The sequence below is a fragment of the Bacillus sp. FJAT-26390 genome (genome assembly GCF_001682865.1).
Classification (GTDB): Bacteria; Bacillota; Bacilli; order Paenibacillales; family Paenibacillaceae; genus Pristimantibacillus.
In genome coordinates this window covers 969,088-983,661 of sequence record NZ_MAQX01000001.1, presented here as the reverse complement: position 1 = coordinate 983,661, position 14,574 = coordinate 969,088, and the positions used below count along the sequence as shown (strand labels likewise).

The following is a 14,574-nucleotide window of genomic DNA, read 5'->3' as shown; positions in this document are numbered from 1 at the left end:
TCTGAACCAGCGAATACAGAAGCTCTATGAACGTGTGAAAGAATCGGCAATTGGCTATTGACAAGAGTCTTTACCGATAAAAAAGAAAGCCCGCATTAACTGCGGGTAATTTACAAAACATGCTCTCGTTATCCGATATTTTATTTAATCTGATTAGATGGTCTGTTCGGACATCGCTCCAAAAAATTCTACAACGACCTCGCGGAATTCCATTGCAGCCCGCGATATGTACCGACTTCTATGCCATAACAAAGCTATCTCCCGTACCAATTCGTGATTCTCTACTTGGAGATATTTGATCTGTTCCCTTGAATTTCTTGCCGTGCTTGGTATGAAGGCTATGCCAATTTCGGCTTCCACAAGAGCGCTGAGCCTTGCAGGCTCATCCCCCTCATACACATAATTAGGTACAAATCCAACCGATTTGCATACAGAATCAATTAAATCGCGAGTACCATAGCCGCTCTTCACACCGACAAACCATTCATCCTTTAGCTCTGCCAAGGATACGCTGCTTCGCTCTGCCAGCCGATGCCCCTTTGGAACGGCTACAAGGATGGGGTCGATAAACACGATTTCACATTCAATGTCATCCCCTGCTATAGGAGGTGAGGACAAGCAAAAATCAACCTCTCCTCGATCAAGAAGCGTAACCATTTCCTGCAAAGTCAGCATTTGCACATGAAAATGGATATAAGGACGCTTTTTCCGAAACACTCGAAGAATGTTAGGTAGTGTGCTTGCGGTAGTCACCGCTAATTCGAGTGTGCCATGCTCGGGACTGGACAAATCGCTTAGCTCCTGCTTCCCCTGTTCCAGTTCAAACAAAGCCCTCTCTGCACGGCGAAGGAATCTGCTTCCAAACTCATTCAACCGCAGCTTCCTCCCTATTCGATCGAATAAAGGGACCCCTAGATCCTCCTCCAAGCGTTGAATCGTTTTGCTTAGTGACGATTGTGTAACATGCAGATTTCGTGCAGCTTCGGTCACATGCTCCAAACGAGCTACCGCGAGAAAATATTGCAGTTGAAGAAGTTCCATTTCACTGCCTCCATTCATTCCTTCAAGTCAATGAAATCATAACATAAAATGCGTTGGAATAAATAAAGGGATTCAAGTACGATGGCATTAATACGTTTTGGGGGGACAAAAAATGAGTGCTCGCAGCTGGTGGTTAATGATTTCAGTTGGTCTTGGAATACTATTGAACCCATTAAATTCTTCGATGGTTTCCGTTGCTATTCCAAGACTGCAAAATGGGTTCCAACTTGACTTTACGGGTGTTTCTTGGATTATTTTTTCATTCTACATTGCAAGCAGCATCGCTCAGCCTGTCATGGGAAAAGCAAGCGATTTATTCGGTCGTAGGAAAATATTTCTTACGGGGCTTGTTGTAGCCTTCATTGCGTCTTTATTAGCCCCATTATCTCCAAACTTCGTGTGGCTCATCGTGTTCCGTATCGTGCAATCCATCGGCACGAGCATGATGGTCGGGGTTGGAATGGCTATCGTTCGCATTCATATTACGGAGAAACAAGCGATTGCGCTGTCTGTTTTGTCCATTTTTCTATCGGGAGCGGCAGCAATTGGTCCCTTTATAGGCGGGATTTTGATTCATTGGTGGAATTGGCCTGCTATCTTTTTCGTCAATATTCCGTTCGTAGTGACTAGCTTTCTCTTATGTTGGAGGACGATACCTAAGGACGAACCGCCGACATCCGGTGTGCGCAACATGTCCTTTCGCATGTGGTTTAATTTGATTGATGCAATAGGGATCCTTCTCTTCGCAGTGGGTCTGGTTGCCCTGCTCGTTGGAGTGCTCTCCGCAAAATCAGCTGGGCATATCTCGTTAGTAAATATCATTGTCGGGCTGATAGGCGTTGCTTCCCTGGGGGCATTCGTACGACACGAGTTAAAAACGGCGTCACCCTTTATTCCTTTACGCACTTTCGCCAAATATCCCGCCATGATTTGGGTTAATGTGGAATTCATGCTCGTTAACGTCCTTTATTACTCGCTCTTTTTCGGGCTTCCGTCCTACTTGCAGACGGTACGTCATGTCAGCGAATTCCAAACCGGGATTCTCATGCTAAGCTTAGGCTTGTGCTCGCTAATTGCTTCTCCAATAGCCGGACGATGGATCGATAAATCAGGACCCCGACCAGCATTGCTGGTATCTGCAATTCTGATGACATTTGGTTCAGTTTGGCTCGTGACATTTAATCAAACTTCACCGGTTATTAGCGTGTGTTTGGCTTTGGCTGCATTCGGTATAAGCAACGGATTGAACAATGTAGGCATGCAAGCAACCTTGTTCCAAAGTTCCCCAAAAGCAATCATCGGTGTTGCATCCGGATTATTTAATACATCGAGATATCTGGGAACCATACTCTCTTCCTTGCTGATCGGTATCGTAATGGGAGGTAAGTTCAGCTTCGAGGGATTTCAAGTGCTAGGGATTATCCTCACGGTTATTGCATTGTCTTTGGTATTCATGAGTCGGCGGCACCGGGATTCAGGGCAATTGCAGAAGTCGTAAGTTCGCCAAGATCAAATCTACAATCTCTTTTCATTCATTTAAAAAAACCTGATTGCTCAAGCTCCATTGACAGATTTCTTGAACAAAATAGGACAGGCAAAATGGGACTCATTCGCCTGCCCTACTCATACTATTGCTCATGTTTATTCTTGCTTGTGCATTTTACCTAGGCATGAAGCGACTCGAGCAGCATATAGATCATCTTTGCCGCTTCGGCTCTCGTCACATAACCTCCCTGGCGGAACGACCCATCGGGGTAGCCGCTTACGATATTTGCACGGGATACAGCAATCACGGCAGGCTGAGCCCATTTTGGAATGTCTTTTTGATCCGTAAATGCCACTTCTCCTTTAGTAGCATGGACTGCATTTCGATCCAGCACTCTGGCGAGAATGACTGCGAGCTCAGCCCGCGTCAGCGGCTGGTTTGGCTTGAACCATGATTTCCCTTTCTCTTGGTAGCCTTGAATCAAACCCTCTTCGACCGCTCGCGCAACGGCATCCTTAGCCCAGTTCTGCAAAAGATCGCTGTCGGCGAAATAGATTGGCGTTCCTGAGGCTTTCAATGCCAGCGCATCGGCAATCATTTTGACCAACTGCGCCCGGGTTACTGACTGATCCGGCCGGAATGTATGGTCCTCGAAGCCATGTACGACATCTCTGCCAGCTAGACGATCCACATATTGTGCTGACCAATGGCCGTTCATATCGTTGAAAACGTGATGCTCAGCAGGGAACACCGCGAATATACCCCAATTATTCACTTCAACAGTCACTGTGCCATTGCCGGAGACAACGCCTCCTACATATAACCATTTGCCTATCGTCCGATTGTATTCATAGACGGCAGGTTTTAATTCGGGGGCTATTGACGAGCTATTATACTGCAAGCTAATCTGGATCGGTTTGTTTAAAACCGATCCGGTACTGCTCGTGAAAGCTACAAACCGGCTACTATTCGCTCGTTCCGATTGATTAGGAGATGGATTTGCTTGAACGGCGATCTTAACTTTACCGTCAACCGGCAGCGCCTCCGGCGGAATCATAACCGACCCGACACCCGGAAGCGTAACCGTCCCCCCTAGTAAAGCGATGATCTCCTTCTCCACGCTTAACGGATCTTCCGCTGCTCCGGTTGTTCCAATGGAAGAAGACGGGGGCGTTGAAGGTCCGCTATTGATCGGATTAACCGTAACATTTACCGTGTCGCTATGAGCGTTATTTGTCACCGTAATAACAGCAATGCCTGCCTGTTTAGCCTCGATTAATCCAGCGGCTGTGACTGAAGCCACTGTGCTGTCACTGCTCCGATACGTCGTCCCATCGACTGCACCCGTTACATCTTTAACGCTATTGTTTGACTGCTGTGCTGTGACTGTCAGCTGTTGGCTGACTTTGTCGCCCAGCTGTAGCTGTACCGACCTCGGAGCTGCCGTGATGGCTGTGATCTCGGTCGCTGGCGGCGCCACGTCCGCTTTCTCTACAGTCACGCTCACCGTGTCGCTATATATGCCGCTTGTAACCGTGATAATGGAAGTGCCTGCTTGCCTTGCCTCAATTAATCCGTCGGCTGTAACGGTAGCCACCGTGCTGTCGCTGCTCATGTACGCCGTCCTGTACACAGCATCCGTCACATCCAACACGCTGTTGTCAGGCTGCTGCGCCAATACTTTAAGCTGTTGGCTGACTTTGCCGCCGAGCTTGAGCTGTACGGTCTGAGGAGCTGCACTGATTCCGGTGATCTTTTTGTACTGAACCGACGCCGATGCCGAGCTGGAGCTTGCGTATTTCGGATATACGCTGAACGCGTACGTTCCCTCCTCCGGATTCATCCAGCCGGCATTGCCGCTGACTGCAATATCCGTCTTCCCGAGCAGCGGGATATCTTGAGGCACGGTTACCCTTAAGATGGACATGCCAAAATTGTTTGTGTAGATCGCTTCCTTTGCTGGTACCCCGTTCACTAGAACCAGATTCGGATCGATCGTCCCCGAATGTGTAATTGGATCCAAAATGACAGGTACCTTTAACTGCGTCGGGAGGTTCAGCGTGATGAAATCGTCATCGGCAGCAACCAAGGGCTCGTTAGGCTGAAGGCTGAATGTATAGGGCACATTCGTCTCACCAGCCCACGGGTTATCAGGTAATATTGTAAATTGCTGTACCGTGTCCGGCGTAATCATAAGCGGCACCGTATTGGGCTTGACGGTCTGCGAGGTCGTCACCTGTATATCGTATGCTCCATACTGAACGAAGCGGTTTGGCATGAAGAACACGAGCGAGTAATCCGGGATCAAATAATATTCCGGTGGAAGTTCGAATTGCAGCTGATTATCCGCCAAGCGGGTAACAGAAGCCGGCGAATAACCACCCATTTCCAGGCCCATGCCCGATTCGATATGAATATCAGTGGCAGCGATGGCCGTATCACTTAGTACGGTGCCAGCCGGACTGGTCACCGTAACAGTGTCGCCTCCCTTCAGAATCGTCGGGCTGGTGAACCGGAATCGCAAATTACCGTCGTAATTGATCTCAACATATCCCTTATCCGAATACGGGTTATCGGCTAATGAAGCCCCTCCTGTCGGAATAATTCCGAAACGTCCCGATGCTGCCTGCTGATCGACGCTGGTGGATATTTCAAACGCATAGTAGCCGGGAACTGCCGGATTGGCAACCAACGCAGAATCGTCGATTGTGATGAGCGCATCCGAATAGCTGGTCAGCGGCTGGCTAGGCTGCAGCTGCAGCTTGTCGCTGGCGACATTCGCCGCAGCAACAGGTACTCCGCCGATCTTTACCTTGGAGGCGTCCATTGAAGCAGGTAAGGCAATGCCCGCGGGAAATTTCAGGGTGATCCAATCCGTAGGCATAATCTGCTGCATGACCGTAAACTTGAATTGGTAAGACGCATTCGCTCCAGCCGCATACGTGCTCATATCCGGACGAAAGTTCACTACACTGCGAAAGTAAATATTGCTGAGCGCTGTCCGTAGAACCGAATTCGAGCTGGTGCTGGCCGCAAATTGCGAGGCTGTAGCGGGTACATGATGATAATCCGGCGTGATCAAGAAATTCGCCAGCTTTATGTCGACAGTCCCCCCGGCAGGTACCGGCTGGCTCAAATGAAAGGCTATCACCGGCTGCCAACTGTTCGATCTTTGCGTTTTAACGGAATCGAATAGAGAAAGCGTTGAACCGTTAACGTTGACCTCAACGCTGTTTGAAGGCACACTGAAGTCAGTTATCCATATCCCAAAGGCGTTCGGATTTCCAACGAAATTGAAACCATACGGCAGCAGGATTTCAATAGTATCTCCCGCTTGTAAGGCTTCCGCTGTAGTCATCTTAAAATGATACGTCGGCGTTTCCTTCGTATAGGTTCCGCCTGAGGAATAACCGCTGAACAGTGCGGTTGTTTCAGGCACCACGCTGAAATCCGTGAATGCTGAACCTGCGCCAAGCACCTGTATGGGTGCGCCCCAGGACATAGCGAGCAGCGCGGACAAAAGCACATAAATGATAGCGATGCGACGATAGCGCATCCTGTTGTGATTCACACAAGCTGAAAACATAACTATTTTCCCTCATCTCTTTCTAAGTTTTCTATCAATCTATCAGCGGAAGTTTAAAACTGGTTAAAAAAACATGCATAAAAATACATTTTTCGACGAAAACGATAAAAACCGATTTCCTTTTAGCAAGGAACCGGTTATTTTGGTCTAAGCCTTATGGAACGATCTCTTCATAGGGCAGTTTAAGTTGTATGGGCATCTACAATTGATTTCCCAGCACTTATTCTCCTGTTATAATAACCGCTTCAGAATCCAGTAACCGGGCTGGGATACGTAACCAAGCTTGCGGTTTATGGCCAGCATAGGCGCGTTGGTAGAGTGATTATTAGTTCGTAGCTGCTTCACCCCGTGCTCGTGAGCGAATCGAATGGACAGAAGCTTTAGTGCGTACGCGATTCCTTTACCTCGATATTCCTTGACAACTCCCGTAAATAGCGTGTACATCTCGTTGCCTTGTGGAACAAGACAAGTCATTCCTGTCATTTCTTCCCCAGACATCGCGATAAATATACATCGCGGGTCCATCCGGCTGACCATGGCGGCAAACGTCTCGTACGGAAAATCAAGCGCACCTTGATAGTCTGGCGTGTCACCGGAGAGCTGCTTCACCACCCGATACAAGCGCTCCATATCGTCCTCAGGCGAAAATTGCTCAAACGTACAGAAAGTAATGCCATATGCTTCGGATGCCCGCACACCTGCGTCGATCGATCCAGCACGGACTCGAACTGGTGCGATTTGAATGTAAAACCACGGTGCTCCGCCCAAGCGCGGGCCTCGGGATGGTTGTCCCGAACGGCAGTCTGCAATCCAATAGGGCATTCTTCATGAACATATTGCGCGAGAGCCTCCTCCAGCAACTGCCCGTAACCCTGTTCACGATGTAAGGCGTCAACAATGATAGCTTGGCTTAAGAAGCCTTGCGGAGTCATTCCTGTAGCGTGCAAAAGCTGCGCCATTCCTACGACTTCGTTATTTACAGTCAAAATTATCCTTCTAAAAAACGGATATGTCCGCACCCTCGCCTCCTGCATCTCAAACATGTCTTCGCCAATTGGCGCGTTGCTCGTTTGATTGAGCAGATTACATACTCCAGCCTTATCGGATTGTTCATATGGACGAATTGTAGTTATCATATGCGATCGCACTCCTATTTGATCTTTCAATGCTGGCAGTAAGCAAAAATTGAGCAAGGTAATAGGAAATCATGACCCCGTATCCCGACCATGAAAGCGACATGACAAACATGTTCCAAGCAAGCAGCGAATCGGACATGAAGAACAATATTGCGCCCGCTGCGGCAATCCATCTTCTACTAATTACAGCGCTCCAAATCATGATAGAAATGACGACGACATAAACTAACACAGGCAACCATAATTCTGTATTTCCTCCTGCAAGAATGCCTGTGCGAAGCCTGCTTAAGAGCAAAAAGGAGTAGGCCGCAATCGGAATTAGAGCAATCAAATGAAAGGGAGAAAACCGCCAACGAGTCACAAAAGCAGCGACATATGCGAGATGGGCAAATAAGAATGCGACCAACCCATACGTAAACCATTGCTTTCCTGTTAGCAATAAGAAACAATCGCCTATGGCCGAGAGGAATAATCCTGTAATGATTAAATATTTATAGGGCTTGGCAATGTTTCGTATAGTTGCTGCCAGCACGATCATCAGAACGATCGTTCCCGGCTTAAAAATCCAACGCAGCGTCATATTTTCGCCCGCTAAGGCAAAAAGATAGGCTACGCCTGAAAAAATAACAGCGCCTAATAATAATTTTCGGTACATGTCAGAACCCCCTGTTAAGTGTCGATACCCAACGATTATTAGGTAATTCGTTTAACCCCCAACGCATCGGCAATGCCTTTAGCGCCCTGTTCCATCACTTGATCGTGATTCCAAACGAACGCGGGCCTCAAGATCGGAGCTAACAAGTTCATCCATTTCTTATTCGCATTTACCTGCCACACATATTGGACATGAGTCAGGCTGCCTTCTTGCGATAAGGTCCAAACCCCTCTGCCTTCCAATTCTCCTGTCGCCCTGATTTCTAGATACTTGGGCTCTTCTTTCCTTACGATTTCGGCTACGAAAGCTAGCTGGTAGGGGAGCTTCGTTCTGAAAACATAATGATACGTATTGCCAATCCCATCTTGCCTAGGTCCTTGATAAAGGGGCTCGGAACTAACTCCACTCCACCAATCGCCATACTTAAAACCGCCGATCAGTCCCCAAACTTGATTGATATCAGACTCGAATTTCCAATTTGTTTCAAAACTATACGTATACAAAGACATTCCGCTCCTCCTCGAAAACCATTCTTATCGCAAAACAATAAAGCCCCTAGATACGTGAAATGATAACAACCCAAGTTTAAAAACGGTTAAAAAAAAGCGATATTCCATATAAGGAATATCGCTTTTACTAAAATTGAAATTTATGTAACCCGGCTAAATTTATACCCGAAGCCCCTAACCGTCTGAATGTACTTGGTTGATGATTGATCGGGTTCTATTTTTTTGCGTAAATTGCTAATATGGACCATTACTGTTCGCTCATCGCTAAAGCTGTCCCAGCCCCACACCTGCCTGTGCAATTGTTCCGCGCTAAACACTTGGTTCGGATTTTTCAGCAGAAAAAGCAAAAGCTGCCGCTCTTTGGCGAACAAATCAATTACCTCTCCCTTCACCAGAACTTCCAAGCTATGCAAATTCACCTGCAATTCGCCGCATGTGATCAACATGCTTTCCTTTCCGCGTTTTTGAATGGCTGACGCTCGTCTGAGATTCGCTTTCACTCGAGAGACGAGCACCATCGGATCGAACGGCTTGGTCATGTAATCATCCCCGCCGGTATCGAGCCCCCCGATGATATCGTCCGCTTCCTTTTTGCAGCTCAGAAAAACGATCGGTATATCCGAGTCCTCACGAATCTGCCTGCACAACTCTACGCCATCCATATCGGGTAGCACAATATCGAGAACTACCAGATCGGGCTTCTCCTGCTTCAAAAGCCCCAACGTCTGGCTCCCGTCGTTCGCCATGACTACCTGCAGCCCGTGATTCCGCAAGTAGAGGGCAATCAGTTCCCGAATTTCCTTTTCGTCATCGACGATTAATATTTTTGCGCCCGCCGTCATACGTCTGCTTCACCCTCCATATCGACCATCGCTGGGAGCGTAATGGTAAACGTACTTCCTATGCCAGCTTTACTTTCCACATCAATCGTCCCCCCATGATGCTCAATAATTTCTTTGCAAATTGCCAAACCGAGGCCTGTTCCAGCTGAACGGCTCTTGTGCGACTCTCTTCCCCGGTAAAAACGGTCAAATACAAACGGTAAATCATCATCGTCAATGCCATTTCCCGTATCCGAGACTTTAACCCTTAAACCTAAGTTGCCCTTCTCAAGAGAACCGTAATTTTCGATGATGAGATGAATGGAGCCGCTAACTGGCGTGAATTTTTGAGCGTTGAACAACAGGTTCATCACAACTTGCTCGATTCGCACAACGTCGATCCATACGATTAGCTGTTTATCCGCAAGGGAATCGGCCTTATCGATATAAGCAAAGCTATGGCCTTCTTGCTTGATCGGCAGCTCCAATTTATCAAATAGGGAGCGAAAAAACGCCACGGCATCAACCGCTTGGCAATCAAACCGAATTTTGCCCGATTCGAACTTCGACAACTCGAACAAGTCGCTGATTATACGATCTAAAATCACTGTTTTTTCATAAGTCAGCCGCAAATAGCGATCATGGTTATCCTCATCTATTCGGTCCAAAACAGCCTTCACATAACCTTGGATGAGCGTAAGCGGTGTCCCCAGTTCATGCGAAATGTTTGATAACAGATGACGACGCGACTGCTCCATTTTCACCAATTCCTGATTGATCGCCTGAATGCTTGCATTGGATTGTTCCAGCGCCTCGGTTCTTTCTTCTACCTTTACTTCTAGCAATTCGTTCCACTCTAGCAATTGGGCCGACATGCTCTCAACACGAGCAAACGATTTTGAAAATTGATGCGATAAATTAACGGACTCCATGAACACATAAAACACCATGCCAAGCTGCATCAAATCTCCTGTTGCCACAATATGATTGTAAAAAAGAATATCATTGAGCACTAATACCAATAGGACGAGCACTGCCGCCATGTTGAGCGAAGCCCCTTCTCTTTTGCGCAGGTAAGCCCGAATAGAAACATAGATGACATAACAAATGGCGAGCACAGAGACAACTTGAAAAGCTAGCATACTATATGTGTATATCGACGCTGGCGTCAAGAGGACAAATAAACTATAAGCTGCAAGGGCTAGGACAAACCAATCTCTCACTTTGCGATGCATTTCGCCGGGATATCGCGAGTAGGAGAACATGATCAGCATCAAGAGGGCAACAACCACCGACAAATATTCCAAATGAACCTGAAACTCCCAAGCGATATGCGGGAATAGGTACGTGATTAACGTAGGTCCAGTGACCATCGCTCGAAATCCCATCCCCAAAGCGAAGCAACCGAAAAATAGCGGCGATTTATCCTTTCTGCGTGCCAGAAAGAGGCCGATATGGTATAACCCCATCGTAAACAAACTGCCTATCATAAGTAGTTGAAATGCAATCTCTTTTTCGCGGCTGACCATCACATCTTTGGAAACGCCTATGCGGAAGGATTCCCACAAGCCGCCTTTGCGCTGCACGAAATTAGACACTTGAATGACTATTTCGGTCTCGCTGCCCTGCAAATGAAAAAAGACAGGTTTAGGGAAATTAGCCGGATCCATCGTTTCTTTGCTCGTTCCAACCTTGCCGTTCGCTGCCGCCAGCTCCCCGTTAATCCATAATTGATACGCTGTCGCGACACTTGGAACATAGAGCGCCATGCTGGTGCCGTTGTCAGCAGCCGATGTATGAATCCGCAGCCGGTAGGTCGCATAGCCTTGATTCGACAAAGCTTGCCCGCCCGACTCTTGCCCCTCCCACACCTTCGGCACTAAGGCATAAGCGGGAGCATAAGGAGCTGCGCTATCCAGACTGCCCGTAAAATCAGCGGGAGTTAACAAATGGTTCCAATAAAACTCCCATTCGCCATCCAGATTTTTCAGCCCGTCATGCTCCCCGTTCCACGCTGATAAATCCAGAATACCTTTCACTGCCTCAGGCTGAATGCCTTTTCCTAACGCAGATGAGCCGGGAAATAGCAGAAATAATACGCAGGTTAGACACAGAACATATAGTTTGTACGTTGATTTCCTCATGATTGATTGCATCGCATAGTCCTAATCTTCGACATTTGTTCTTATTCGATATTTTTATGATAGGAGGATTATATCATTTTTGGCTCAACCTCAATATCAGTAATTGACTTTTTCACTACAAAGTCATATAAGCAGGAACGGAGGACGATTGGAAAAAACAACTGCAAATGGATGAGCCCGTTGTCGTATTGGAGCGTTCTAGAACTGCGAGATCTGGCCCTAAATAGCAACAAATCGTTGGACCAGAATGCAATTGATGTGCTTGGCAATGAAATTATTTTATTATGGCGACTTTCTCAAATCCTGTACTCCCCCGTGTTCCCTTGACTGAAAAACGACAACGATCTCAGTCAAGGGTGTTCTTCATCTCATAATCTCCTTAGGCCATGTTCCCAAATGCTGTTAGAAAGCAAATCAGAGTCGCATTAAGGTAATTAGCTCTTCTTCAATGATTTCACCGTTGTCACGGAAGCCGAAGCTTTCATAAAGCTTTTTGGCTGCGAGGTTATCAGCCTTATAAGAAATCCAGCAGTAAAGTGCAGGCCCTGCCGGAGAGGTGCGGATAAATTCCAAGATTTTTTTCATGGCTTCCCGACCATAGCCCCTGTTCTGATATTGCTTGTCAATCATCAGTCGCAGGATGCAATAGCTATCGTCTGCGATTGCAGGGAGTTCGTACCCGGTGATTCTGTAAGTAATCATAACAAATCCTACAGGCTGTTCATCCGCGTAAATGGCAAACGGAAATGGATGTCCCCCATTGGTGGCAAGGACATAACACGAAGCCACGCTTGACAGATTGGACGCAACGAAGCGTCGTTGATCTTCTGTAACTTCCAGGTTAAATATGGCACGTCGGTTTTCCAGCGTGATTTTTCTGAGCGTAATCATAGAGATCTGCTCCCTTCATTAGCTTTGGTAAATGAATAGTTGGCTCCATGTTTAATTCTCTTTAACATCTTTGCGCCGCGGTCGCTTAATTAACATACAATTTATCGAAAAAAAGTAATAGACTTATGTTGAATTTTTTTATAGACTATTATGTATCCATGACTTTTTTAGGGATCATCCTTCTTGGCATTATTGGTTAACCGGCACATAAAAGTGGCGGTTTTTTTGTTGAAATGCTACAGCTATAACCATACTCAGACATTGTTTAACTTTTTCTAATAAATAAAAAAAGCCCGCTATTTGCACGGACTTCATTCGTCTATGTTCTCTTCTCTAACATAGCGATTAGCAACCTTTATTCGACAATGTTAGCCATGCCCCAGTCACTTCCACATGCGTCACGCGGCGAAATATGTTTTAATATACCAAAGGAGTGTGATTTAATGGACATCAAATCGTTTCTATATCCGAAGAATGAGGTCTCTTACCTCAAGACATCCTCTAATATGAAAGAAGCCATGGATAAATTGGAGGCAAGCCACTATACGGCCATTCCGATTTTGGACGACAATGGCTTATATTTCGGTACGTTATCCGAGGGAGATTTGTTATGGAAGCTGAAAGCCACGCCCGGCCTTGGCTTCGATACGATTCACGAAATACCAGTCGTCTCCATCAAAAAAAGGATGAAAGTCGAATGCGTCGAGATAAATGCTGATTTGGACGATATGCTGGCGCTGGCGGCCGATCAAAACTTCGTTCCAGTCGTAGACGCCGATCGCGTCTTCCTTGGTATTATTCGGCGAAAAGATATAATCGAATATTATACCCGGAATATTTCTGATTAGTCGGAAAGCGTTGATCCTGCGGAATCATGAAGGCTGCCGTTTGCTGGCAGCCTTTTCTCTTCATGCAGAGGGTGGATCTGCTCCACTATTTGATTAGGTGTCTATGAATAGTTCTCCATAATATAGTTTTTCAAAAAGGCGTTGCTGAATTTGCCTTGGGGGTCGCATTGAAGGAGCAGTTGCTGAAAATCTGGCAATTTCTCGTATAGGGATTGTAGATGGACGGGCGGCATGGCAAACAGCTTTGCCCAGTGCGGACGGGCATGGAAAGGCGCAATCTGTTCCTCGATTATCGGTAATAGTTGCCGGACAGCTTCCCAATCCGCTTTCCATGTAAAGTGAATGGCCACCGAATCCTGCTTGTAACAAGGACTCATCCACAGATGGTCTTCCGCAATCGTGCGAATCTCGGACACATACAGGTGTGGCGATATGCAATCCCGTATCCGGTCAATCGCACATAGCGCATGATAGGCATCTTGACGCGGCACAAAATATTCGCTTTGTAGTTCCTCGCCGGCGCTAGGCGTGAAATCCATGCGGAAATGCGGCAGCCGTTCATGCCATGGCCCGGGAATGCCAAGCTGCTCGCTGCAATTTTCCGCAGAGTAACCTGGTACTGGATGCCGAGGCGCACTAGCGGGCTTCGCGCCAAAAAAATCGGATTCCACAAAGGTAGAGTCATGGTCTGATATTTTCCGCTTTAGCCAGACTTGATTGAAATTGGATGTCTTCCAATCCGTGAAGAGACTAACACTGTAAGCACTAGAGAAAATATCGTCAAAATGATCCTTAAGCTGCGCTAAAGGCAAATTGTCGAATACGTATTGACTAATCTGGAATGCGGGTACCACATCAAGAGTAATTTGCGTGATAACGCCTAGTCCCCCTAGTCCCACAACCGCTCCGGCGATGAGCCCTTCTTGTTGATCACGGGAGAAAACGACCCTCTCTCCATCCGCTTTGACAACCTCCATGGAATGGACCGCTGAAGCCAGATTACCGCTGCGGTCACCGGAACCATGTGTTGCCGTTGCGCATGCACCTGCAATGGTAATGTGCGGCAACGACGCCAAATTGTGCAAAGCATAGCCGCATCCGTACAGCTCATGGGACAGATCCCCATATCTAATACCGCCTTCGACCGTAACCTTATTGCGTTTATGGTCTATTTCTATTACTCGGTTAAGCTTGTGAAGAGAGATGAGGCTCTCGGTACAATCTGCGATTCCATTAAACGAATGACGAGTGCCAAGCGCTTTGATTCGACTGCTGCGTGCTACCCATTCTTGTACTTGTTCAACCGTTTCCGGAACATGGAGTTCCGCAGCGCTATATTTATAGTTGCCTGCCCAGTTTCGGTTATTTTCCATCTACATACACCCCCGCTAAATTGGATGAAAGATTCGCGCAAAAATATTGATAGGTAATAAGAAAACATTCCATATGTTATCGAA

The 14,574-nt window shown here is 47.0% G+C and carries 12 protein-coding genes; 2 read left to right on the top strand and 10 right to left on the bottom strand.

Going from position 1 to position 14,574, the window contains the following annotated elements:
* Positions 1-153: 153 nt before the first annotated feature.
* Positions 154-1,041, bottom strand: a complete 888-nt coding sequence (locus A7975_RS04700) for a LysR family transcriptional regulator (protein ID WP_065384307.1) — start codon at positions 1,039-1,041, stop codon at positions 154-156.
* A gap of 112 nt (positions 1,042-1,153) precedes the next feature.
* Between A7975_RS04700 and A7975_RS04695 the strand changes: the two genes are divergently transcribed.
* Complete coding sequence (locus A7975_RS04695) at positions 1,154-2,539, top strand: MFS transporter (RefSeq protein WP_065384306.1); 1,386 nt, start codon at positions 1,154-1,156, stop codon at positions 2,537-2,539.
* A 166-nt stretch (positions 2,540-2,705) separates the two neighbouring features.
* Here A7975_RS04695 and A7975_RS04690 read toward each other — a convergent pair whose 3' ends face one another.
* The 8 genes from A7975_RS04690 to A7975_RS04655 all read right to left on the bottom strand — a co-directional run bounded on the left by A7975_RS04690 (position 2,706) and on the right by A7975_RS04655 (position 12,269).
* Positions 2,706-6,113, bottom strand: a complete 3,408-nt coding sequence (locus tag A7975_RS04690; protein WP_065384305.1) for an S-layer homology domain-containing protein — start codon at positions 6,111-6,113, stop codon at positions 2,706-2,708.
* 231 nt (positions 6,114-6,344) lie between these two features.
* The gene (locus A7975_RS33980; protein ID WP_483295903.1) at positions 6,345-6,809 is read right to left on the bottom strand and encodes a GNAT family N-acetyltransferase; all 465 of its coding nucleotides are present in this window, start codon (positions 6,807-6,809) and stop codon (positions 6,345-6,347) included.
* Positions 6,719-7,249 (bottom strand): GNAT family N-acetyltransferase, encoded by a 531-nt coding sequence (locus A7975_RS04680; RefSeq protein ID WP_065384303.1) that lies wholly within the window; start codon positions 7,247-7,249, stop codon positions 6,719-6,721. The genes A7975_RS33980 and A7975_RS04680 overlap by 91 nt, the downstream gene beginning before the upstream one ends.
* A complete protein-coding gene (locus A7975_RS04675) occupies positions 7,224-7,904 on the bottom strand; it encodes a lysoplasmalogenase (RefSeq protein WP_065384302.1) in 681 nt (226 codons plus the stop codon). Before A7975_RS04675 ends, A7975_RS04680 begins: the two co-directional genes overlap by 26 nt.
* Positions 7,905-7,942: 38 nt before the next feature.
* Positions 7,943-8,413, bottom strand: a complete 471-nt coding sequence (locus tag A7975_RS04670; protein WP_065384301.1) for an SRPBCC family protein — start codon at positions 8,411-8,413, stop codon at positions 7,943-7,945.
* Positions 8,414-8,553: 140 nt separating this feature from the next.
* The gene (locus A7975_RS04665; RefSeq protein WP_065384300.1) at positions 8,554-9,255 is read right to left on the bottom strand and encodes a response regulator transcription factor; all 702 of its coding nucleotides are present in this window, start codon (positions 9,253-9,255) and stop codon (positions 8,554-8,556) included.
* Positions 9,252-11,378 carry a sensor histidine kinase gene (locus A7975_RS04660; RefSeq protein ID WP_176707665.1) on the bottom strand — a complete coding sequence of 709 codons (2,127 nt, stop codon included), beginning with the start codon at positions 11,376-11,378 and terminating at the stop codon, positions 9,252-9,254. Before A7975_RS04660 ends, A7975_RS04665 begins: the two co-directional genes overlap by 4 nt.
* Positions 11,379-11,792: 414 nt before the next feature.
* Positions 11,793-12,269, bottom strand: coding sequence for a GNAT family N-acetyltransferase (locus A7975_RS04655; RefSeq protein WP_053375995.1), 477 nt, complete (start codon positions 12,267-12,269; stop codon positions 11,793-11,795).
* 443 nt (positions 12,270-12,712) lie between these two features.
* Here A7975_RS04655 and A7975_RS04650 point away from each other — a divergent pair, with 443 nt between their 5' ends.
* A complete protein-coding gene (locus A7975_RS04650; RefSeq protein WP_053375994.1) occupies positions 12,713-13,117 on the top strand; it encodes a CBS domain-containing protein in 405 nt (134 codons plus the stop codon).
* A gap of 101 nt (positions 13,118-13,218) precedes the next feature.
* Here A7975_RS04650 and A7975_RS04645 read toward each other — a convergent pair whose 3' ends face one another.
* Complete coding sequence (locus A7975_RS04645; RefSeq protein ID WP_065384298.1) at positions 13,219-14,490, bottom strand: FAD-binding protein; 1,272 nt, start codon at positions 14,488-14,490, stop codon at positions 13,219-13,221.
* Between the last annotated feature and the right edge of the window lie 84 nt (positions 14,491-14,574).